A 19,764-nucleotide genomic window follows, 5' to 3' on the forward strand; every position below is an offset into this window, starting at 1 on the left:
CAATGGCAGTGAGTACAGGCAGTGAGTGTTTCAGTGGGCAGATTGCAACCGCTTCCCGCGGTCGTGTCTCGGCCCCTCTGTCGATAGCGGTGGTTGATGCATGTCAGTTCGGGCTTATTGGGTTGCACGGCTTGTTGACCCTTCCCGCGCTTTCACCGACAGCGATAGCTGTCAGTGCTCATGAGCAGGTAGAAAGCGCGCTGGTTGCTGTACACCTTGGGCAGGCAGGCATGGGGTATGGCGGTGGGGAACGGTGTCTGGTTTTGCGGCTGTCGGCGCACCCGGCGCAGGCCTTGCAACAGTTGTTGTATCTGGAACATGAACTGATGGTGCGAGCGGGTTTTCGGCGCTTGGTTGTTCTTTCACCCTTCGGGGTCAATAACGCCGTCCGGCAGGTGCTGGTCTGTGGCGGGGTGCGCCTACCGGTACGCATTGTGGATGCACGCAGCCCGGTAATGTGGTTGCGTCGCGTGGTGTTGTCGCAGGCCGGGGAGGATGAATTGCTGCCCCAGATGCCAGCGTTGATATTGTCCGCCCCCGAGCGTTGGGTTCTTGTCAGGACATTAATGGAAATCTCCATTCACCAGCAGGCGCGATTACAGCACCGCAACAACAAGACGTTGTACGCACAGCGGCACAATGCGTTGCGAAAACTCCACGCATCCGGGGTGGCAGACCTGTTGCGGCGATTTGTTTCGATGTGAAGGCATGAGGCGTTCAGTGATGTGGAGGTGGGTAATGCGAAGAAGGCAGCGAGGGCGGCGACATTATGTACTTGAACAAACGGACTATTTTCGGGAGCGGATATTGAAACGCGTGGTGTTGTGGGTGCTTTTGCCACTTCTGGCTGCGCTGTTGGTGGTGTTATGGAGGACAGGGTGATGTGGAAGCGTGCTGGGGAAGAGAAAAATGACGGCGGGCATTGGCCTGAGTTGCATGTCATGTCGACACCTGGCGAGCGCTTGCGTGCGACGTTGCAGCAGGCGGCGGCGTTGGAACGGGCCGGGTGTTTTGATGATGCGGCAAATTACTGGCTGGCGGGCCTTGAATTGGCCCGGCACGGGAATGAGCAGCACTGGTGTGAGGTGCGGGCGCTGCTGTGTCAAAAGCGAAGCGCGGAACCACGACGTTAATCGTGCTGACCCGTCAGCGTGTGCGGCGGGCTAATCATTTCGCCTGGACAGCTGTGGTTATCTGGTTGTTTCTCGGGGCTGTGGTGGTGATGTTTTGGTCTGGGCGTGGTGTGGGGCGCTGGTTGTCCCGGCTGGGGCATGGCGTGATAAGTGGATTGATGTAGGTGGCAGAGTCTTCGGTAAGGGGGAAAGATGCAAAGATGTCGGCAACGGCATGTCTATGTCCGAAGGTTGCGAATGATGGGGCGTCGTATGGTGTGGCTGGGTGTGGTGACGGTAATCATGGTGATATGGGGGCTGTTGCTGGGGCTTATCGTATGGCTGGAGTGGTGAGACGTGGTCCTTCCGGCAGTGACGCCAGTAGGCCAGCGCAATCAAAGTAATAAACAGCGCATTGAACGACAGCCAGATAAACACGATGACCATCACTGTTCCCATGAAATCATTTCCTCAACGTTAAACGGGGGAGTCCATCAGGTGCGAGGCGGGCTCGGTGTGATGGTGTTCATGGAGTGACATTATTATCGGGAGAATTGATAAGTAAAGTTTATGTTTTTGGTGTGTTGTGGATAGTGATAGAGCGCACGTTAATTGATGGAAAAATACAGGGTGGTGCTATTTTGGCGAGTTGGCGATTGAAAAGGCATCGCTAGAAAAGGTATTCAACGCGAGGTGGCAAAATGAAATCAGTAATATTGTTAAGTTTTTTTTGTTGTTTTTTCGGGGGCGGTCTCGCCCATGAGCTATGCACAAGATGAGGGTGCAGCGTTTCATGTGGCTGCGGGGGTGGCGACAGAACCGGCCTATGTCGGGTCATCGCATTATGTCGCGCAGCCGGTATATGACGCAGGCGGCAGTTATCGCAACGCCACATGGGGCACGTTTGAGCTCGGTGTTTTACAGGGAGCCCGCTGGCAATTGCCGTTGTCGTCGCCACTGGGTGTGGCGTTACTGATGGCTTACGATGCCGGTCGTGACGAGCGCATACGTACGCTTGGCGGCCACAATACGCAGTTGCGCGGTATGGGGGACTTAGGGGGAGCATTGGAGGCCGGTGCCGAGTTGAGTTATCAGTTTGCGCCGGCACGGGTTTATGTCAAGGGGATGCAGGCACTGCGTTCGCGCGACTACGGCGATGAGGCGCTTGGGCATACGGCCTAGTAGACCTGGGGGGCGACGGTGAACATGACCTTGACGCGCAATGGACGCTGAGCAGCAAGTTTTACGCGACCTGGGCCAATGGCGGTTATCAGCGCGGGTATTTTGGCGTGACGCCGGCGCAAGCGGCACGAACGGACTTTGCGGCTTATCATCCTAAATCCGGCATCAGGCAGGTGACGGCAGAAGCGGCATTGAACTACCAGTGGACATCCAGCGTGGCATTACAAGGGGGCGTGGAAGTGTATCGGCTGACCGGTGATGCGGCGGACAGCCCATTGGTGGAGAAGAGCCTGGCCGGTATGGCGTTTCTGAGTGCCAGTTATCAATTTTAAGCGAGAAGCCACATGTCCCGTGCTTCGATAACGGTCGATGCCACGGGTAACGTAATAAGGTATGGCGTTGCAACTGACGTCAACGCCAAATCCCGGTGGCCATTTCCAATAGGAGGCGTAAATGTCGGTGTGATGGCCAAAGACTGCTTGCGAGGTGTGTTATGCGTATATTTTGGGGTTTTATGATGGCGGGCTCAATCCTGCTTTTGTCGGCTTGTGCTGAGAAACCGCAGGTGACCGCCGATTACGATCATGGCGTCAATTTCAGTCAGTATCACACCTACGGTTTTGCTGCCAAAGAAGAAAAGTACCAAACGCTGACGGATGAGTACATTCGTCTGTCTGTTGCTCAGGAAATGCAGCGACGAGGTTATACATTCAGCGCCCGTCCCGACCTCTTGATTTATTGGCATGCTTCTACACAGAACAAAGTGCAGATGGATGATGAGCCCTCTCTAATTGGCCGTGTCGGGTACGCTGGCTGGGCAGGGTATAATCAAAGCCTATGGACGTATACCGAGGGCATGTTGACAGTGGATCTGGTTGACAGGAATAAGCGCCAACTGGTGTGGCGCGCGACAGCCAGCCATGTCCTGGATGCGGATAAGGCGGTGAGTCAGGAAGATATCGGGCAAACGGTTACGGCTTTATTTTCGGCCTATCCAGTTCCGGGGGCTGAGTAAACGCCGTTATAGCGAGGGCTAAATGCTGCGAATAAGGTTTATTGATGTGATGGGCATTATTGTTTGTGGCGAATGTTTTCCGAAAGACAGGGGTATCATTAAAAATATTTGACTTTGCACGCCTCCCGTGAGGAGGATTAATGCATCCCTTGGGGATGATGTGAAATGTGTATTCCTTTTGCCAGACTTCCCTGTTGGTCACCCCACAATGTCGGGGTGACATTTTTTCTACTTCCTCGCTGATGCTTTTTGCTGTTTCAATAATGTATAAATGGAATGGGTGAATGACCAAAGTAATGATAATCGGATTACTGTTGTTTTCTGCGGTTTTTATTGGCCTGTGTATTTATTTTCAGGATAAAGAGGGCGCCATGTTTGATAAATTGAGTCAACAACGCCAATCTGTCGGTGGTGGTGTGTTTACCGCGGGCGACTATAAGCCTGGGCTTTTAAAGCATATCGTGCTGTTTAAATATAAAAAGACCATCACGCAAGCCCAGCGGGATGCAGTGACGAGTCGGTTTTTATCGCTCAAGCGCTCAATGCGACCGGGGGCGGATGCGCCTTATATTCTCTCTATTGTTGAAGGTGTGCAAAACAGTGGGGAAGGGGTGGATGGCGGATTTGAACAGGGATTTATTGTGACGTTCAAGTCTGAAGGTGACCGCAATTATTACGTGGGAAAACCTCTGGTAGATACAGAGGGGGATTACGATGAGGCCCATGACGCGTTCAAGCAATTTGTGGCCCCCCTGCTCAGTGACGATAACGGCGTGCTGGTGTTTGATTTTTCACTGAGGTGATGACGTCAGTGATGTGAGAGTTTTATGGAGAAAACACGATGAACAGAATGATAACGGTCCATACCTCGCTTGATGATACCCCCTTTTTTTTTCAATCATTGACCGGCAAGGAAGCCCTGTCATCACTGTACACCTTCCATGTCGACGTGCTTTGCGAAGCGCAACCTGTCGACCCTAAAAAACTGCTGGGGCAAACGCTGACGGTGGGATGTTACCAAACCCCGCTGACCCCACCACGCTATTTGTCGGGCATCATGACGCGGGTTGAGGTCAAGGGGCGGGACAGCAATGACCGCTATGACCGTTATACCCTTACCGTCAAACCCGCCTTGTGGTATCTGGGGCAGGGACGGGATTGCCGGATATGGCAAGAGAAAAGCGTGCCGGACATCATCACCACACTGTTGCGTGAGCAGAATATTGCGTTTGAGAACCGCCTGAGCTGGGATTATCGGTGTTGGGAGTATTGCGTGCAATATCAGGAAAGCGACTTCGATTTTATCAGCCGCCTGATGGAGCATGAAGGTATCTATTACTACTTCCTGCACGATAACGGGAAACACACGCTGGTGCTGGCTGATGCACCCGAGCAGCACGAGGTGCTCAGTGGTTTCGCCACCTTCCCGTGTATTGACGAGACGGCGAGTGATGTCTCCGAGCTGGGGATTGCACACTGGCGGGTGTCCGAGACGATGTCCGCGTCGCTGTATCTGACTGACGACTATGATTTTCGCCGGCCGCGTGCCAACCTGCTGCAAGCGAGACAAAATCCCGCCCCTGACGGCCAGCAAGAGGCCGTCGTGTTTGACTGGCCGGGGCGGTATACCCGGCATGACGACGGGGCATTTTACGGTCGAATTCGCCAGCAGGAGCTTGCGTGTGCACAGGCACAGATGTCGGGGGAAACCCCGTCGCTGGGCATGGCACCAGGGCATGCCTTTACCCTGACGCGGGCGGCGCGCCCGGAAGATAACCGGACCTATATCGTCAGCGGTGCAGAGTATTTTTTCAGTGAGGCCGGTTATTACAGTCAGGATGACGAAGAGGCGACACCGGTACATCGCACGGTCTTTACCGCCCACCCGGCGGCCCTGAGCTGGCGTCCAGCCCGGCAAACTGCCTGGCCGCGGACATACGGCCCGCAAACAGCGGAGGTGGTGGGGCCACAGGGGCAGACCATCTGGACCGATGAATACGGGCGCATCAAACTCAGGTTCCGTTGGGACCGCCATAACGCCCCCGGTAATGACCAGGCAGCCTGCTGGGTGCGTGTGTCCAGCGCCTGGGCCGGATGGGGCTATGGCAGTCTCCAGGTGCCTCGTGTCGGGGAGGAGGTTATCGTCGATTTTATCAACGGTGACCCGGACCGTCCCATCGTCACCGGCCGCGTGTATAACCAGGACAGCATGCCGCCGTGGGATTTGCCGGCGGATGCGACCAAAATGGGCTTCATGACGCGTTCTGCGGGCGGAACCCCCGAGAACGGCAGCTTTTTGGTGTTTGACGATGCACCGGGGCGTGAGACGTTTGACATGCACGCCGAACGTGACATGAGCATGAGCACTGAACGTGACCTGACGGTGAATATCGAGGGGGCACGGACCACGCGGGTGAAGGGCGAAGACCGCTACACGTTCGATGATAGCCAGCGTGTACGTATCGCCAAGGGGCGGCAGGTTGATATCGCGGCGGGCGGTGATAACCGAGAGGTCACGGGGGACAGCACGACTACCTTGCACGGCAAGCAGACGGTTATCATTGACGGCGAGCTGGTTGAGGAATACCGGGACGGGCAAACAACCACCCTCACCGCCGGTGGCCAAACGCTGAAGATACACGCCGGTGGCCAAACGATAATCATCAGCGAGGGTGGTCGGTCCATTGACATCGTTGGCGATGCAAAAAAAAAGATAACCGGCAACGAGCGCGAGGACACGACGGGGGAATGGACGAAGTCGGTGACGGGTACCATTAACATCCTGTCCGATGCGGATGTGAACATTAAAAGCGCCACGAAAATCACGCTGGATGCGCCCAATCAAAAGGCCACTACCGGCAAGGGGCACAGCGAAAGCTTTACCGGCCACTCTTTCAGCATGACGGGTGCATCGGAAAGCTTTACCGGCAGTTCGGTCAGTTTTACCAACTCATCGGTCAGTTTTACGGCGTCGAGTGTTTCGATGGGCATGTTCTCCATCAGTAACACGCCGTTTAAATTATCAAAACATGATAACCATCTTGAATTTGTCAGCGGTAATAAAACGCTCACCAGTACTCTTCTCTCTTTCAAGAGTGATTACAGTGCGTTTGTGAGCGCCCTGACGACGATTGCGTGAAGGGGAATGGTGTGGGTATGGTCAATGTTGCGTTCTGGTCAAATGTGGCCCTTATCCTGGCGCTATTGCTGCTGGTCATGGTGGGGATTTGGAACGCTTGCCGAGCGGCCCGAAAAAATCGGGTCATTATGAAGCATGGAAAGGAAACCCGTGCGCTGATTGTGAATGCTACGCCACATAAGAGACAGGTTGTGGTGGGGAAGGTGTCGGTGAAATTACAACTGACTTATACGGTAGATAGGGTGGGGTATTATGTTCTGAAGGATGTCATTGTATCGCCCTATTATGTGAACGCATTTAAGGCCGGAGAGGAAGTACTTATTCGCTATAGCGAGAGATGTTCGGGCGATATTATTATAGTAGGCGAAGTGGATAATTAGCGTTGCTGTGTTGTGAAGTTAGCGGTGGAGGTTTTTGTCTTTTTAAAATTGGCTTGGTGTCGCCAGGCATTAATGGCGCTTAATAAATAAGCAGGTGTAACTATTCATTAGTTGTGGAGTGCGAGTTTTTGTGACTGGCAGGGGCTGCCTGTGTTTCTATAAGTGGATTGATTTATCATGGTGCATTATAGTGCTGTGACTGAAATTGTTGATATTATTGTCTTAATTATATCAAATAAAACAAAATCCCTTTTCAAGTCAGGCGTTGCTGCTACCTTCAATACCGAACCGATATAAGACTACTCCTAAATGGTGAGGGTGTGATGAAGCGCAAATATCTAACTGGGGAAGAAATAACAAGGCTACTTAAGACTATTTCTATGAATATGGTTTCTGTTCGTGATTATTGTATGACAAGCATGGCGTTTTTGCACGGCCTCAGGGTCAGTGAGTTGACGGCTTTACGACTGGCGGATTACGACCCGTTGTCCAGGAAGATTTATATCGCCAGACTCAAAGGCGGGATGAGTACCAGTCATCCCTTGCTGCCGGAGGAGAATGCGGCCTTGCAGGTGTGGCTTGCTGAACGACAGGCGTTGACGGGGCAATGCCAGCCCTGGTTATTTTTGTCGCGTAGGGGCAATCGATTGTCACGGCAAGGGTTTTACCAGTTACTGCGGCGTTATGGTGAACGTGCCAATTTATCGCTTCCAGTTCATCCTCATATGCTCAGGCACGCCTGTGGATATAATCTCGCAGAGCGGGGGAATGATACGCGGTTGATACAGGATTACCTTGGGCATCGCAATATTCGACATACCGTGCTGTATACGGCGGCGAATGCCGCACGCTTTAATCACGTTTGGTTGAAAGATGCGGGGTTACCGCTGATGTCGCCATTACAGGAATCGTTGCCCCGCAATGTGCTCCATAACACCAATTAATCGAAACAGCTTGTTTAAGGTATTGTTAAACGGGTGCGAGGCTTCTTGATGAACAGGAGGGGAGGCAGGAATGAAAAAGAAACAGGAAGCCCCTTGTGTTCAGGAGGCATCACCACCATTGGGCGAAGCGGGCGTTATCGTGATGCGGGGGAGTGAGCACACTCCTCTTTATCAGCGGGTGGCGCTGCTGGCGTCTGGGAAAGCCTTTTAGTCGTCATGATGTGGCGAAAACGTTTGGAATAAATCTCGACAGTGCAGGAAATGTGATGTCTTACTTGCGCCGGGCGTGCCCTGACGTGGTGAAAAGTTGGCAATGGTATGAGCGGGGAGCAAGAGGGGCGCGCAAGCGTTATATGCAGATACTTTCAGCGCCAAATGTTGACGGAAAGCCGGTCAGGATGATGCCGGTTCATTTGTTGGGTGGAAAGAAAGAGGGCTCTCTGCAGGATATGCGTCGCCGATTTATTCGAGGAACAGCCGCAGGATTGGGGGAGGACTGAATGCAGGTCTGTACATGAGGAGAGTCTGTTGGCATGGTCGGCTTGCGTGTTGATTCAGACTTTTTTTTCGCAAGAGACAATGGCCCTGCATCGAAAGGTGTAGGGCAGTGAATGGTGACTACAGGAGTATTAATCACTTATCATATTGATTTAAATAAATAAAAATGTTTGGTGTAGAGGGTGCATAGTTTTACCTAAAATCTTTTTTTTCAGGAAATCGGTTTAGATAATAACGGGTGAGTACGATTTTTAGTCGTTTGTTTCAATGAGCTATTAGTTCGAGTAAGTGTGTATATCTATGTGTGTAATTTTTATTTTTGTTTTTATTTTATCTAATATTATCAATATTTTTGTGGTGTAGTTTTATTCCTATTATCGGCACCACTCCCTCTCCAGACTCCATGTGCTTACCCTTTCGCCGGTTAAACAACCGTTTAATTAATCACTGTTATAATTACCCCTGTTGAGTCTTGATGGATGAATGTTTTCACCTCAAGCATTGCGATGCGGCGCTCTGCGGGGCGGCATCCGTTTTTTGGACATGCCGGTGGTTCGGTGAGAAGTAAGGAGAAGTGCACTATGAGCAGAAAAGACAAGCTCGCGGCGGCCCTGCTGGCCATCTTCCTGGGTGGGCTGGGCATTCACAAGTTTTACCTGGGGATGAAGTGGTGGGGGCTGTTCTACCTGCTGTTCTGCTGGACGGGGATCCCGGCGATTGTCGGCTTTATCGAAGGCATTATTTATCTGTTCCAGTCGGAAGAGAAGTTCAACCAGAAATACAATCCTGGTCTGATTTAAGGCTTTGCTGGCGGCGCTTCCTGCTAAGGGAAGCGCCGTTTTTCATTCCGTTATTGTTTCTTCATCATCTTGCCGCGCATTTCTTCACTCATCATTTTATTCGAGCTGGAAATTACGCAGTTATATTGCTTGCCTTGGTTAATGATCATAAAGGTGCTGACCGGATTTTTAAAATCCTTGTCGATGGTGAAATAAATATAGGCCTGCGGCAATGCGGCCGGTTTAAAGGCGCCGAAGGCATACACATCCGCCAGGCCCAGCGCGGAGAGATCGACCGTCAGTTCCATGGGCTTCATGGAATCCGGCGATGGGAACATCGATTTGGCCGACATCATCATGGTGCTGCTGTTGATGGTGTAATCGGTTTTAACCTTCATGCCCATATATTTCGATTCCGGCATGGAAAGTTCTTTTTTGCAGGCGGCGTCATGCTGCGGCGCCGGGCTGCCGTTTTCCATCACGGCGTGCACGTGTTCCAGCGTCACTTCTGCGTTGCCGGTGGTAGGTTGCGCATCGGCCGCGTAAGCCGCGCCGCTGAAGGCGGCCACAGAGGTAAGGATAATGCCCGTAACGATTTTCATTGTCGATCTCCAGAAAGCTAATAATGATATTAATTGCGGTGTGTAGCCTATTGGCCTGATAAAACGCAAAGTGACCCGTTCCGTGGAGATAAAATAGCCTCGGAATTTTTATAATAAATAGCGTTTCACCCACGCGGTACGCGAGGTTTTTTTAATTATATTGAGAGTCTTTATCTTTTGTTTCTCAGTCTGTTTACCTGCATATAAAGAGTACGTATAAACATAGTCAATGTTTAGAATATGCACAAATTATTGCGGTTTTTTTCACTTTCATTTTTCTATTTTTAACAGGGTTATAAATATTGCATTGATAAACAGGGAGTTGTCTTTTCTACGTTAAAATCACGCAGTGAAGCATTATTTATGTAATCTTCATAGTCACAGAAATAACGCTGAAATTATTAACTTTCTATTTAACGGCTAATTATTCATGGTATAGGCTTCAACCGCTTGCGTTTCCTGCGCTAGAATCAGGCGGTTTTCTCGTGGAAAAGGATATCGTCATGGCCGCCTGGGCGCTTTTGATCGTCGGTTGGGTGTTGATTTGGCAGGATCACCCGGTTTGGGGTGTGCTGTGCATCGCGCTGTTTGCCGTGCTGCAATGGGCGAAGTACGCCGCTAAAAGCGGGCAAGAACCCGAAGAGGCGGCAGAGTGGCGCAAGACCGACTGGCATTCGCAGCCGATTGAAATGGCGCACGCCGGCGACAGCGATCGGCAGATTGGCGGCGTGGGGGAACTGGGCATGGGCGGCCCCAGCTTTTGGACGCTGCTGCTGCGCGACGGGGCGATTGTGCATGGCGCCTGTGCCGCGCCGCAGGACGTGGACGACGGCAAGCTGCGCCTGATCCCGACCCGCGGCCGCGAGGGAGAGGGGCTGACGGTCTACGAGCCTGCTGCCCGCATGATGTACGCGCTGCCGGCATTGACCGATCGCGAGCAGGACGCGTTGGCCGCCGGCTCCGCCGAGGCGCTGGCGCGGCTGCGGGAGAAATGCCGGCAGGCGGAGGTTACGCCGTTGCACCTTGTACGCGGTCTGTGGGTGCCGCAGTGGGTAGCGGATCCGGCGGATCGGCTGGAGATCGCCTTACCCAACGGCCGGATGCTGGCGGCGCGCTCGATGTTGCCGGCGGATCTGCGCCAGGCGGACGATCCTGCCGCGCTGCTGCACACGCCGCCTTATGAGCTGTTGCTGGATAACCGGCCGACCGATCGCTTCGTGCGCGATCTTGAACGCGTGGCGGGATCCCCGTCGGGTGACGGCTTGAGCGTCGGCGGCTGCCAGTTCCACGGCGAGCATATCGTCGATGGTCTGTACCATCTGTACTTCGCCGGCGAGTGGTTCAGCCTGCTCTCTTACGCGCATAGACCGGCGGGCGGGCGCGGTTCGGACACCACCTTTTTCGTCGAGCGGGTCGAGCCGCAAGACGGCGGGGTTTTTGTGATTGAATGGGATGCTTACAGCGTGGGGCCCGACGGGCGTGAGCCGCGCGTGCCGGCCCCGCCGGTATTGGTTATCGCGGTGAGTTGGCAGGAAACGCCGCTGCAGTTGCCAACGGCCAACAACCGCGTGACCGTGCGCTTGCCCAACGCCACGGCGTAAGGCTTAAGGCAACACCCTGACTTCGCCGTTGTGCAAGGTCAGCACCGCGATCGGGCTGCCGGAGAAGCACTCCCTAAAGATCCAATCGCTGGGCCGAAACGCCGCCGCAGGCAGGCCGGCCTGCCACTCCTCCCACTGCGGGGCCGGCTTATCCGGCGGTAAAGAGAAAGAGACCAGCCAACCGGCTTCGCAGTGCACCCTTTGGCCGCTCGGGCGGATAAAGGTGTGTGCGCTCGCCAGCTCCATCACCGGCGGTAAAACCTCGAAGGCGATGATCGGCACGCCGGCCACGCTTTGCGGCTGAGGAAAACGCACGGCGGTCACGCCGTTCATCGTGATGGGGCTGTCTTCGGTGCCGGGCTGGCGCGGCTCCTGCCGGTTTACCCAGCTGCCTTTTGGCAGGGTGATTTCACCGAACGGTTTTGTCGCCTCGAGCGTCAGGTAACTGCGCCGATTCCAGCGTTCTTCCGCCCGCTGGCTCTTGAGATCCTGAAGGGCAATGTCGATCAGCATCAGCGCGAACGCCACCGGGTAGATCGCCAGCGCCGAGGCCAACAGATAGCCGCCCCAGGAAAGCGGCGGGCGCGGGCGGCCGCAGCGGGCGGCGGCGTATCGCCAGCCCCACCAGGCGAGCAGGATGCCGGCGAGCAGCAGGGCCAATAACAGCGCCAGCAGGCCGGCGACGCCGGCGCCATAACCTAACAGCATGGCAAGTTCCTTATGTTCACGGCGTGGTGGAGCGATAGCGAACGAAGTAGGGCAGCGCCGGGGTCTCCCCGTCATCGTCATAGTGGCTTTCCGGTTCGATCACGGTTTGGCGCGTGTCGTCGCGCCCGTTGTACCGGTACTCCAACGGCTGTCGGTAGCGCACTTCGGATGAGCGCAGATCGAAAATCAGCGAAAGACGCGCATCGCCGTTATCCGTTTGGGCGACCAGCTTATCGTTGCCCGCCCAGAGCTGATACAGCGATTTATCGCCGGTCTCCAGCAGCACCTTCAACTGCCCGTCGGATTGATAACGCAGAAGCTGATACAGTCCCCTGTCCAGCGTTTGTGCGATCAGGTAGATGCCGCCGTCCGGGGCCTGCGCGCTTTCCTTGACGCGCACCAGCAGCCAATGCAGTTCAGTCACCTCGCCGGTTTTACCGTTAACGGCGATGTGTAACGCGCCGGAGCCGAGCACCGGGTTCATCCAGAAATGCACGCGATCGCCATCAACGGCGGTAAAAATCTCGGGCATGGATTTGCGCTTACCGGAGGCGTAAGCCGTCGGTGAGTCCTCTTCGCCGCGCTCAAAGCCCAGCAGTTGTCGTGCGTCCAGCAGCGCCGGCAGCTCCAGCGTCTGCCGCCAATGGGCGCCGAAGTCCGGGCTGTAGAATACGCCTTCGGTGCTGATGAGATACAGCGCGCGTTTTCCCGGTTGCGCCACCAGTTTGCCGCCGACAAAGGAAGGCCGGTTGTCGTCGCCTTCCGGCCAGGGGATCAGCGCCCCGATGGTGCCCCGTTGCACGTCAACCAGCCTGCGGCCCTCAGAGAGAAAAAGCACGCACTCCTGTTCGCCGCACACCGCATCGTGGATCAAGTCGTCGAGTTCCCCCAGCATCTGTAACCCTTTTGGGCCGGCAAACAGCACCTGGCTGAGGTAGTTGGCCGCCCAGCCGTAAAAGCTATTGTACGCGCGGTCTTCACTTCTTTTGCTGGTGAGCAGCAGAGCGCCGTCCTGCGCCGGGTAGCTGTGGATGAGATCGTAACGGGCTATCGTCGGCAACGCCTGGTCGCCCTGAGTCCATTGCCACTGCGCATAGCGTTGCTCAGGGGCGAGCAAATAGACGCCCAGCGCGCTGGCCAAAAACAGCGTCAGGATAATAAGGGGTCTTTTATAAAGCGCTAACGTCATCATTTCAGCTCCGTCACCTGAGCCTGCCGCCATAACCTGCGGCGCAGATTTCGCAGGTATTTAAACGTTTTAAACGTGCGGTGCTGGTCAAAAGAGTACAGTCGGCAGATCTGGGCGAACCCCTCGATCAACAGCGCCAGGCCGCTGACCATCAGCATCAGCAGCAGAATAATCGGCGGCAATTCGCTGCCGAGACGCTTCAGGGTCCAGGCATCCAGGTGAAAGCCGGCCGGGGTATCGGCGTTATCCACCACCATCATGCCGAGCACAAAACACGCCACGATTGCCCCAAAAATGAAGACAACGCGCGCGCACAGGTTAAGACCGGCTTCGGTGAAGTAGCGATTGCCGCCGATGAGATAGGTTTGGCGATCGCGATGATTGATGATCCCACGCACTTTAGGCAACTCGGGAATGACGTCGTTCTCGCAATACAGCACCTGCAGCGGATCGCCTTTGGCGATGAAAAGCGGATGTTGCCGACGAAATACCGGATGCAGTTTGGTATTGGGGACATTGAGCGCGCGGGTCGTCAACGCGAAGTGCGTCTCCTTCTGGCGCCACGCATACGTATCCAAATACTGCACCTGCCGCGGGATCTCATATTGGCAGAGTTCGTAGTTCAGGGCGTTGACCGTCTCGATGCCAGAGGTCTCGACGCCGTCCGGGAGGGGGGACGCGGTCTGCAGCGGTGCGGTTGCCGGCACAGCGTCTGCGCGGACAGCCCGGTATTTGATGCCGGGGATTTTCAGGCTGAGCGAGCCGGGCGGCGTAACGTCTTGCCCCTGCAGCACGCGATCCAGCGCCCGGAGCAGGCGCCTGCGGCCGCGGTGCCCGATCAGCAGGAGCTCCGAACCGACGAACAGCACCATGCCGATGCCGATAAGGCCGGCGATGATGGCGATAAAGAACAGGACGATGGTCAGCCAGGAATCTTCCCCGTCCATGATGAAAAAGGCCGCCGGGAAACCGCCGGCCAGCACCGCGCCCAGCAGCAGCAGGGCGAAGTATTTCAGCTTGTATTTCAGCGTTCTGTCCGGCTCCAGCCGGCCTTTTGTCCCGTGCAGCAGCCAGTGCAGCCAGTAGCTGCCGTCTTGCAGGCGGTGGGCGCCGATCTTCACCCGATCGCCGGCGGCGAGCCTGGCCAGCAGATTTTCGCTGTCGCTGAAGTCGTCACGGTAAAAAAAGAATGTCTGGCCGGAGGCGATGATCCTCACCAGGTTGTCGGGCGCCGTCTGCTGGCAGGCGCATTGTTCGACGGTCACATTAAAAAATTGGGTTTGCATATCATTCCCTGTCAGCGGGCGTGGCCCGAAAATTCTTCCCTGGCGCCGGCTGGTCAGCGCTTTTTCATCAGCGGCAGCATGCGCACCAGCGCATTGTCCTTGACGATATAGTGGTGGAACAGCGCGGCGGTGGCATGCAGGCCGATCAGCCAGTAGCCGAATGACGCCAGCGTTTTGTGCCAGCCGATAATCGTCCGCGCCTGCGGCCGATCGGCCACGTCGGCGAACGGCATCGGCAGGCCGAACAGAAACCACTCCTTGCCGCCCAGATAGCGCGAATACACCCCCAGCACCGGCAGCGTCAGCAGCAGCAGGTAAATCAGGGTGTGCGTCAGGTGCGCCAGGCCGGTTTGCCACTTCGGCGGTTTGGGCGCGATGGCGGGCGAGGGGCGGCGCCAGCGCAGGAACAGGCGGGCGATCATCAGCGCAAACACCGTTACGCCGCAGCTGAAGTGGGTGACAACCAGCACGAACCAGGGGGCGCTGCCCGGTTCGGCAAAGCCCCGCAGCTCGATGGTGACGCAGGTGATGACCAGCAGGATCGCCACCAGCCAGTGCAGGCGAATTTGCCACGGCATGTAGGTGTTCTGCACCGGGTTACCTTTTGATGTTAAAGGGTCTGTGCGCCGATGGTAACGAAATGTTACATCGGAGGAAAGCGCGTGCGCGCAATTTAGGCAAAACGCCAGGTTCAACTCACTTATTAAGCTATTGGTTTAGGGGGATATGCGCCTGGCGATAGGTGAGCGTCGCAAGTTATGAAGCTAATAAACGATAGGTTCAGAGGCTGGCAGCTTATTAAGCGATGAAGCGGATTACGCCGCAGCCCTCGCTGCGGCGCCTGAGATCAGTTCAATTTGGCCTTGGCGAAATCGCTGCCGTTCACGTCCACCACGTAGCCGCTCAGGTTGCTGCGGGTGGCGTAGAACACTTTGCCGGTGGCCAGCGGCAGCCACGGCGCCTGTTTGGCGAAGATCACCTGCGCCTGTTGATACAGCTTGGCGCGCGCCTGTGGCTGGTTCTCCTGGATCGCCTGCTGGATCAGCCGGTCGTAATCCTTATCGCACCAGCGCGCCACATTGGCGCCGCTCTGCACGCCGGCGCAGCCGAGCAGGGTGGCGAAGTTGTCCGGATCGCCATTGTCCGATACCCAGCCGTACAGCGCGCTCTGTTGCTCGCCTTTGCGCAGCCCGGCCAGATACTGGCCCCACTCCCAGGTGACGATCTTGGCCTTCACGCCCACCTTCGCCCAGTCGCTCTGGATCATCTCGGCGATGCGTTTCGAGTTCGGGTTGTAAGGACGCTGTACCGGCATTGACCAAATGTCGGTTTCAAAGCCCTGTTCCAGCCCTGCCTGCTTCAGCAGCTCGCGCGCCTTCTGCGGATCGTAGGCGTACTCCGGCAATTTGTCGTTGTAGCCCAGCATGCCCGGCGGCAGCAGCGAATTGGCCGGCGTGCCGCTGTCTTTGAACACTGCGGCGACGATCGCTTTCTTGTCTACCGCGTAGCTCAGCGCCTGGCGCACCAGCAGGTTGTCGAACGGTTTTTTCTGGGTGTTGAACGCCAGATAGCCGACGTTCAGCCCGGTAATGTCGTGCAGCTGCAGGTTGCCGTCGGCCTTGATGGCGGCGAACTGTTCCGGCAGCGGCGCGGGGATGATTTGGCATTCGTTGGTTTTCAGCTTGGCCAGCCGGGTTTGCGGATCCGGCGTAATCGAGAAGATCAGGTGCTTGCTGGCCACTTCGCCCTGCCAGTAGTGCGGGTTGGCGGTGTAGCGGATCAGCGAATCCTGCTTGTACTGCTGCAGCGCAAACGGCCCGGTGCCGATCGGCCAGTTGTCGACGTATTCCGGCGTGCCCTTTTTTAGCATCGCGTCGGCGTATTCGGCGGACAGGATCGAGGCGAAATCCATCGCCCAGTCGGCGACGAAGGCGGCGTTGGGCTGGCTCAGCGTGAAGCGCACGTGATGCTCGTCCACCGCTTCCACCTTGGTGATCAGCTTATCCAGGCCCATGTCGGTGAAGTATTCATAGTTGCCGCCGGAGACCTTGTGATACGGGTTAGCGGGATCCTTCTGCCGCATCACGGTGAACACCACGTCTTCGGCGTTGAAGTCGCGCGTTGGGGTGAAGTATTTGTTGCTGTTGAATTTCACGCCCTGGCGCAGGGTAAAGATGTAGGTCTTGCCGTCCGGGCTGACGCTCCACTCGGTGGCCAGCGACGGGGCGGGGGTTTTATCGCTTTCGCGCAGCGTCACCAAGCGGTTGTACAGCACCTGCGAGGTGGCGATAAAGGTCGGCCCGGAGCTGGAGAGCTGCGGGTTGAACGATTCCGGCGAGGCGACGGTGCAGTACACCAGCGCATCGGAAGCGGCCAGCGCGCCGCCCGCCGACAACAGGCCGCAGCCGGCCAGCACCAATCCGGCGATAGGGTGTTTTAAAAACGTCAAGGCAAGATCCTCAGGTGGAGTGGGCCGTTACCGGCGAATTGATCTAACTATAGATAACGGATGGCGAGATCGGGAACAAGCGTCTCATCGGTGCATTCTGTGCGCCCCGCGTTGCTCGCCTTTACGGCGCAGATCTACACTGCTGGGCAAACAGTCACTCGCAAGGATTTCCCGATGAGCCACTTTCGTCCTGTCGCCCTCGAACACGCCAGCCGCCTGCTGAACCACGGCCCGACGGTATTGATCACCAGCCGCAGCCGCGACGGCGCCAAACGCAACGTGATGGCCGCCGCCTGGTCGATGCCGGTGGAGTTCAGCCCGCCGCGCATCGCCATTGTGGTGGACAAAGGGGCGCACAGCCGGCAAATGATCGAGGAGAGCGGCGCATTCGGCATTTGCGTGCCGGCGGCCATGTTCATCGACGCCACCTACGCGGTCGGCAGCGTGTCCGGGCTGGATGACGACAAGTTCGCCCGCTTTCACATCGCCGCAGCGCCGAGCGCTACGCTGCAGGTGCCGCTGATCGAACAGGGTTGCGTGGCGTGGCTGGAGTGCCGCTTATTGCCGGAAAGCGGCGCGCAGGAAAAATATGACACCTGCTTCGGCGAGGTGTTGAGCGCGGCGGCGGACGAGCGGGTGTTCCAGCAAGGGCGCTGGAACTTCACCGCCGCCAATGCGGATCTGCACACCATTCATCATCTGGGGGCCGGCAACTTCGTGCGCAGCGGCGAGACGCTGCGGGCCAAACCGCTTTAATCGGCTTCGCGCCCGCGGTCGGCATCATAGCGCTCGCGGGCGGCGTCCAGCTCGGGGAAATGGTATTCCGCCCATCGGTCCAGCGCCGTCAGCGTCTCGACCAGCGAGCGGGCGACGGCGCTGAGCCGGTATTCCACATGCGCCTGATTCTTTTCACTTAAATCCAGCCGTTCGAGCAGCCCGTTGCGTTCCAGCTGGCGCAGCGTTTGCGTCAGCACCTTCTGCGAAATGCCGTCGATGCGGCGCAGCAGCTCGCCGTTGCGCATCGGGCGTTGCGCCAGCGCAGGCAGGATCAGCATCACCCACTTGCCGGAAATCAGCGCCAGCGCATCGCGCGCGGAACACTTGCTCGAATAGACGTCGCCGGGATAAGCCATTGGGGGTTACCTTCAGGTGCGTAATTGCCAAGGGGGCGATAAAGCCACAGCATAACAGCACCACCTTACAACGGGAGACACAGGATGAACGTGCTGATTGTGCTGGCTCACCCCGAGCCGCATTCTTTCAATGCTCATTTGGCCGAACAGGCGCGGCAGGCCTGGCTGGCGCAGGGGCATCAGGTGAAAACGGTCGATCTGTATCAGGAGGGGTTTGATCCGCGCGAGGGCGCCGGCCACTACCCCAGCAGAAAGCAGGCGGACAGGTTCGATGCGATGCAGGAACAGCGCCATCACTGGACGATCCAGGCGCTGCCGGCGGAGATCCGGCGGCATATCGAGTTGCTGCGCTGGGCGGATACGCTGGTGCTGCAGTTCCCTTTCTGGTGGTTCGGCGCGCCGGCCATCATCAAGGGCTGGATGGATCGGGTGTTCGTTTACGGCGGGATCTACGACAGCCGCCACCGCCATGAGAATGGCGTGATGCGCGGCAAGCGGGCGCTGCTGACCGTCACCGCCGGTGCTTCCGCACAGGCCTGTGCGCCGGACGGGCGCGACGGCGACATGCGGCTGATGCTGTGGCCAATCATGCATGCGCTGCACTATATCGGCTTTAGCGTGCTGGAGCCGTTCCTGGTCTATGGCGTGCGCGGCGGGTTGGCGGGTGAAGCTCTGCAGGCGCAAAACGCCGCGTTGGCGCAGGTGACACAGGCGTACCGGGACGGTTTGAACGCGTTTTCCGCCTGGCCGGCGGTGCCGTTCAATCGCAATGAAGATTTTGACGCCGATCTGGCGCTGAAGCCCGGCGCGCCGGTGTACAGCCCGTTCGTGCGGCACTGCGATCCGGCTTAGAACCCGGCCTTCAGCAGTTCCTCGCGCAAATCGTCGATAATCGCCGGTTCGATGTCGGGGAACTGCTGCTGAATATCGGCGATGGCTTCGGCCACGCTGGGGCCGGCGAAAGTGCCGGAGAAGGGCACCAGCGGCAGATTCGCGTCGCTGTCCGGCAGTTCACCGCGGATGGTGCCGGTGATCATGCCCGCTTTTTTTTCCGCCGTGAGGTCGTACTCCCCCACGTTTTTGTCGATCGGTTTCATTGGCCGCCTCGCTGTCGGTGAGTGTTTACCCTGTCTGTTAAAGCATAGTGTTTCAGGCAATGAATACCAATCAATGTATATAATATTAATATAAAACAAAGTGATGCGCGATTTGTCGTTTGACGTTTACCGGGGGCCGGCGCTATGCTCGTGGCGCTAAAGGAACCTTCCTCACTGACAGGGACAGACGACATGAAAAGACTGAAAAGCGCGGCGCTGTTGTTGCCGCTGTTGGCGCTCAGCGCCTGCACTCATCACCTCAGCAGCGCCGAGCAGCATGCCAAACACTACGTTTATCAAACCCGCGACGACTTCGATCCGCAATTCCGCACCGATGTGAACGGCAGCATTAAAAACGCCGTGCCGATGTTCGAACAGTTCTACCAGCAGGGGAAAAAGGATCGCGCGGCGGGCGTGGCGCGCAGCGAGGCGCAGAAAAAGGCCGATTACCTGGCCAGCGCGGAGTTCCAGCAGAACATGGAACACAAAACCATTTTCATCAATCGCGCCTACAGCAGCGCCGACAATCCTAAGCGCCGCCAGGTGCTCTCGCAGGAAGCGGTGGGTGCCTATTGGGACGGCTACGAAGGACGCTGACTTAATCCCTCACAAATAGAAGGTAATAAAAACTGGTCTTCTGGCGGTTATTT

At 56.6% G+C, this 19,764-nt stretch carries 23 protein-coding genes; 15 read left to right on the plus strand and 8 right to left on the minus strand.

The features are described from left to right. Nucleotides 1–2: 2 nt before the first annotated feature. The 11 genes from J0F90_RS04485 (at nt 3) to J0F90_RS04530 (ending at nt 9,070) form a co-directional block, all read left to right on the plus strand. Nucleotides 3–704, plus strand: a complete 702-nt coding sequence (locus J0F90_RS04485) for a hypothetical protein (RefSeq protein WP_033641207.1) — start codon at nt 3–5, stop codon at nt 702–704. A 177-nt stretch (nt 705–881) separates the two neighbouring features. Then, nucleotides 882–1,133 carry an ANR family transcriptional regulator gene (locus tag J0F90_RS04490; RefSeq protein ID WP_033641206.1) on the plus strand — a complete coding sequence of 84 codons (252 nt, stop codon included), beginning with the start codon at nt 882–884 and terminating at the stop codon, nt 1,131–1,133. A gap of 738 nt (nt 1,134–1,871) precedes the next feature. After that, a complete protein-coding gene (locus J0F90_RS24790) occupies nt 1,872–2,294 on the plus strand; it encodes a MipA/OmpV family protein (protein ID WP_261140115.1) in 423 nt (140 codons plus the stop codon). Between the two features lie 47 nt (nt 2,295–2,341). Next, complete coding sequence (locus J0F90_RS24795; protein WP_261140117.1) at nt 2,342–2,626, plus strand: MipA/OmpV family protein; 285 nt, start codon at nt 2,342–2,344, stop codon at nt 2,624–2,626. A 161-nt stretch (nt 2,627–2,787) separates the two neighbouring features. Continuing rightward, nucleotides 2,788–3,309, plus strand: coding sequence for a DUF4136 domain-containing protein (locus J0F90_RS04500; protein WP_033641205.1), 522 nt, complete (start codon nt 2,788–2,790; stop codon nt 3,307–3,309). A gap of 284 nt (nt 3,310–3,593) precedes the next feature. After that, the gene (locus J0F90_RS04505; protein ID WP_033641203.1) at nt 3,594–4,112 is read left to right on the plus strand and encodes a Dabb family protein; all 519 of its coding nucleotides are present in this window, start codon (nt 3,594–3,596) and stop codon (nt 4,110–4,112) included. A 38-nt stretch (nt 4,113–4,150) separates the two neighbouring features. Continuing rightward, a complete protein-coding gene (locus J0F90_RS04510; RefSeq protein ID WP_033641202.1) occupies nt 4,151–6,448 on the plus strand; it encodes a type VI secretion system Vgr family protein in 2,298 nt (765 codons plus the stop codon). 11 nt (nt 6,449–6,459) lie between these two features. After that, nucleotides 6,460–6,828, plus strand: coding sequence for a hypothetical protein (locus tag J0F90_RS04515; protein ID WP_126186564.1), 369 nt, complete (start codon nt 6,460–6,462; stop codon nt 6,826–6,828). A 323-nt stretch (nt 6,829–7,151) separates the two neighbouring features. Further along, nucleotides 7,152–7,772: a tyrosine-type DNA invertase gene (locus tag J0F90_RS04520; protein ID WP_080286895.1), complete on the plus strand. Its 621-nt coding sequence runs from the start codon at nt 7,152–7,154 to the stop codon at nt 7,770–7,772. A gap of 70 nt (nt 7,773–7,842) precedes the next feature. Continuing rightward, nucleotides 7,843–7,983: a hypothetical protein gene (locus tag J0F90_RS04525; protein WP_154232127.1), complete on the plus strand. Its 141-nt coding sequence runs from the start codon at nt 7,843–7,845 to the stop codon at nt 7,981–7,983. Between the two features lie 868 nt (nt 7,984–8,851). Beyond that, entirely contained in the window at nt 8,852–9,070 is a 219-nt protein-coding gene (locus J0F90_RS04530; protein WP_015376761.1) for a TM2 domain-containing protein, read from the plus strand. Nucleotides 9,071–9,120: 50 nt separating this feature from the next. Here the strand turns inward: J0F90_RS04530 and J0F90_RS04535 are convergent, their stop codons facing one another. Continuing rightward, the gene (locus J0F90_RS04535; protein WP_033641199.1) at nt 9,121–9,651 is read right to left on the minus strand and encodes a hypothetical protein; all 531 of its coding nucleotides are present in this window, start codon (nt 9,649–9,651) and stop codon (nt 9,121–9,123) included. 485 nt (nt 9,652–10,136) lie between these two features. Here J0F90_RS04535 and J0F90_RS04540 point away from each other — a divergent pair, with 485 nt between their 5' ends. Then, nucleotides 10,137–11,252, plus strand: coding sequence for a hypothetical protein (locus tag J0F90_RS04540; RefSeq protein ID WP_227944630.1), 1,116 nt, complete (start codon nt 10,137–10,139; stop codon nt 11,250–11,252). Nucleotides 11,253–11,255: 3 nt separating this feature from the next. Here the strand turns inward: J0F90_RS04540 and J0F90_RS04545 are convergent, their stop codons facing one another. The 5 genes from J0F90_RS04545 to J0F90_RS04565 all read right to left on the minus strand — a co-directional run bounded on the left by J0F90_RS04545 (nt 11,256) and on the right by J0F90_RS04565 (nt 16,884). Next, on the minus strand, nt 11,256–11,960 hold the full coding sequence (locus J0F90_RS04545) for a hypothetical protein (RefSeq protein ID WP_033641198.1): 705 nt from the start codon (nt 11,958–11,960) through the stop codon (nt 11,256–11,258). A gap of 16 nt (nt 11,961–11,976) precedes the next feature. Then, entirely contained in the window at nt 11,977–13,152 is a 1,176-nt protein-coding gene (locus J0F90_RS04550) for a hypothetical protein (RefSeq protein ID WP_016928945.1), read from the minus strand. Then, nucleotides 13,149–14,435 carry a hypothetical protein gene (locus J0F90_RS04555; RefSeq protein ID WP_033641197.1) on the minus strand — a complete coding sequence of 429 codons (1,287 nt, stop codon included), beginning with the start codon at nt 14,433–14,435 and terminating at the stop codon, nt 13,149–13,151. Before J0F90_RS04555 ends, J0F90_RS04550 begins: the two co-directional genes overlap by 4 nt. A gap of 53 nt (nt 14,436–14,488) precedes the next feature. Then, a complete protein-coding gene (gene cybB / locus J0F90_RS04560) occupies nt 14,489–15,013 on the minus strand; it encodes a cytochrome b561 (RefSeq protein ID WP_080286933.1) in 525 nt (174 codons plus the stop codon). A gap of 269 nt (nt 15,014–15,282) precedes the next feature. Continuing rightward, nucleotides 15,283–16,884, minus strand: coding sequence for an ABC transporter substrate-binding protein (locus J0F90_RS04565; RefSeq protein WP_016928942.1), 1,602 nt, complete (start codon nt 16,882–16,884; stop codon nt 15,283–15,285). A 174-nt stretch (nt 16,885–17,058) separates the two neighbouring features. On the opposite strand from J0F90_RS04565, the gene J0F90_RS04570 reads away from it, so the two are divergent. After that, entirely contained in the window at nt 17,059–17,640 is a 582-nt protein-coding gene (locus J0F90_RS04570; RefSeq protein WP_033641194.1) for a flavin reductase family protein, read from the plus strand. Here J0F90_RS04570 and J0F90_RS04575 read toward each other — a convergent pair. Further along, nucleotides 17,637–18,017 (minus strand): winged helix-turn-helix transcriptional regulator, encoded by a 381-nt coding sequence (locus tag J0F90_RS04575; protein ID WP_016928940.1) that lies wholly within the window; start codon nt 18,015–18,017, stop codon nt 17,637–17,639. The two genes, J0F90_RS04570 and J0F90_RS04575, sit on opposite strands and share 4 nt — an antisense overlap. A gap of 84 nt (nt 18,018–18,101) precedes the next feature. Between J0F90_RS04575 and J0F90_RS04580 the strand changes: the two genes are divergently transcribed. Further along, on the plus strand, nt 18,102–18,869 hold the full coding sequence (locus J0F90_RS04580; RefSeq protein WP_033641193.1) for an NAD(P)H-dependent oxidoreductase: 768 nt from the start codon (nt 18,102–18,104) through the stop codon (nt 18,867–18,869). Here the strand turns inward: J0F90_RS04580 and J0F90_RS04585 are convergent. Next, nucleotides 18,866–19,114: a hypothetical protein gene (locus J0F90_RS04585; RefSeq protein WP_016928938.1), complete on the minus strand. Its 249-nt coding sequence runs from the start codon at nt 19,112–19,114 to the stop codon at nt 18,866–18,868. The two genes, J0F90_RS04580 and J0F90_RS04585, sit on opposite strands and share 4 nt — an antisense overlap. Before the next feature lie 192 nt (nt 19,115–19,306). On the opposite strand from J0F90_RS04585, the gene J0F90_RS04590 reads away from it, so the two are divergent. Further along, nucleotides 19,307–19,711, plus strand: a complete 405-nt coding sequence (locus J0F90_RS04590) for an Exc2 family lipoprotein (protein WP_016928937.1) — start codon at nt 19,307–19,309, stop codon at nt 19,709–19,711. The last annotated feature ends 53 nt before the right edge of the window (nt 19,712–19,764 follow it).

The sequence above is a fragment of the Serratia marcescens subsp. marcescens ATCC 13880 genome, from assembly GCF_017299535.1.
GTDB lineage: Bacteria > Pseudomonadota > Gammaproteobacteria > Enterobacterales > Enterobacteriaceae > Serratia > Serratia marcescens.

Excerpts from the sequence above, each read along its gene's own strand:
- J0F90_RS04485 (WP_033641207.1), top strand. The coding sequence starts at position 3 with ATGGCAGTGAGTACAGGCAGTGAGTGTTTCAGTGGGCAGATTGCAACC.
- J0F90_RS04490 (WP_033641206.1), top strand. The coding sequence starts at position 882 with ATGTGGAAGCGTGCTGGGGAAGAGAAAAATGACGGCGGGCATTGGCCT.
- J0F90_RS24790 (WP_261140115.1), top strand. The coding sequence starts at position 1,872 with ATGAGCTATGCACAAGATGAGGGTGCAGCGTTTCATGTGGCTGCGGGG.
- J0F90_RS04500 (WP_033641205.1), top strand. The coding sequence starts at position 2,788 with ATGCGTATATTTTGGGGTTTTATGATGGCGGGCTCAATCCTGCTTTTG.
- J0F90_RS04505 (WP_033641203.1), top strand. The coding sequence starts at position 3,594 with ATGACCAAAGTAATGATAATCGGATTACTGTTGTTTTCTGCGGTTTTT.
- J0F90_RS04510 (WP_033641202.1), top strand. The coding sequence starts at position 4,151 with ATGAACAGAATGATAACGGTCCATACCTCGCTTGATGATACCCCCTTT.
- J0F90_RS04520 (WP_080286895.1), top strand. The coding sequence starts at position 7,152 with ATGAAGCGCAAATATCTAACTGGGGAAGAAATAACAAGGCTACTTAAG.
- J0F90_RS04525 (WP_154232127.1), top strand. The coding sequence starts at position 7,843 with ATGAAAAAGAAACAGGAAGCCCCTTGTGTTCAGGAGGCATCACCACCA.
- J0F90_RS04530 (WP_015376761.1), top strand. The coding sequence starts at position 8,852 with ATGAGCAGAAAAGACAAGCTCGCGGCGGCCCTGCTGGCCATCTTCCTG.
- J0F90_RS04535 (WP_033641199.1), bottom strand. The coding sequence starts at position 9,651 with ATGAAAATCGTTACGGGCATTATCCTTACCTCTGTGGCCGCCTTCAGC.
- J0F90_RS04545 (WP_033641198.1), bottom strand. The coding sequence starts at position 11,960 with ATGCTGTTAGGTTATGGCGCCGGCGTCGCCGGCCTGCTGGCGCTGTTA.
- J0F90_RS04550 (WP_016928945.1), bottom strand. The coding sequence starts at position 13,152 with ATGATGACGTTAGCGCTTTATAAAAGACCCCTTATTATCCTGACGCTG.
- J0F90_RS04555 (WP_033641197.1), bottom strand. The coding sequence starts at position 14,435 with ATGCAAACCCAATTTTTTAATGTGACCGTCGAACAATGCGCCTGCCAG.
- cybB (WP_080286933.1), bottom strand. The coding sequence starts at position 15,013 with ATGCCGTGGCAAATTCGCCTGCACTGGCTGGTGGCGATCCTGCTGGTC.
- J0F90_RS04570 (WP_033641194.1), top strand. The coding sequence starts at position 17,059 with ATGAGCCACTTTCGTCCTGTCGCCCTCGAACACGCCAGCCGCCTGCTG.
- J0F90_RS04575 (WP_016928940.1), bottom strand. The coding sequence starts at position 18,017 with ATGGCTTATCCCGGCGACGTCTATTCGAGCAAGTGTTCCGCGCGCGAT.
- J0F90_RS04580 (WP_033641193.1), top strand. The coding sequence starts at position 18,102 with ATGAACGTGCTGATTGTGCTGGCTCACCCCGAGCCGCATTCTTTCAAT.
- J0F90_RS04585 (WP_016928938.1), bottom strand. The coding sequence starts at position 19,114 with ATGAAACCGATCGACAAAAACGTGGGGGAGTACGACCTCACGGCGGAA.
- J0F90_RS04590 (WP_016928937.1), top strand. The coding sequence starts at position 19,307 with ATGAAAAGACTGAAAAGCGCGGCGCTGTTGTTGCCGCTGTTGGCGCTC.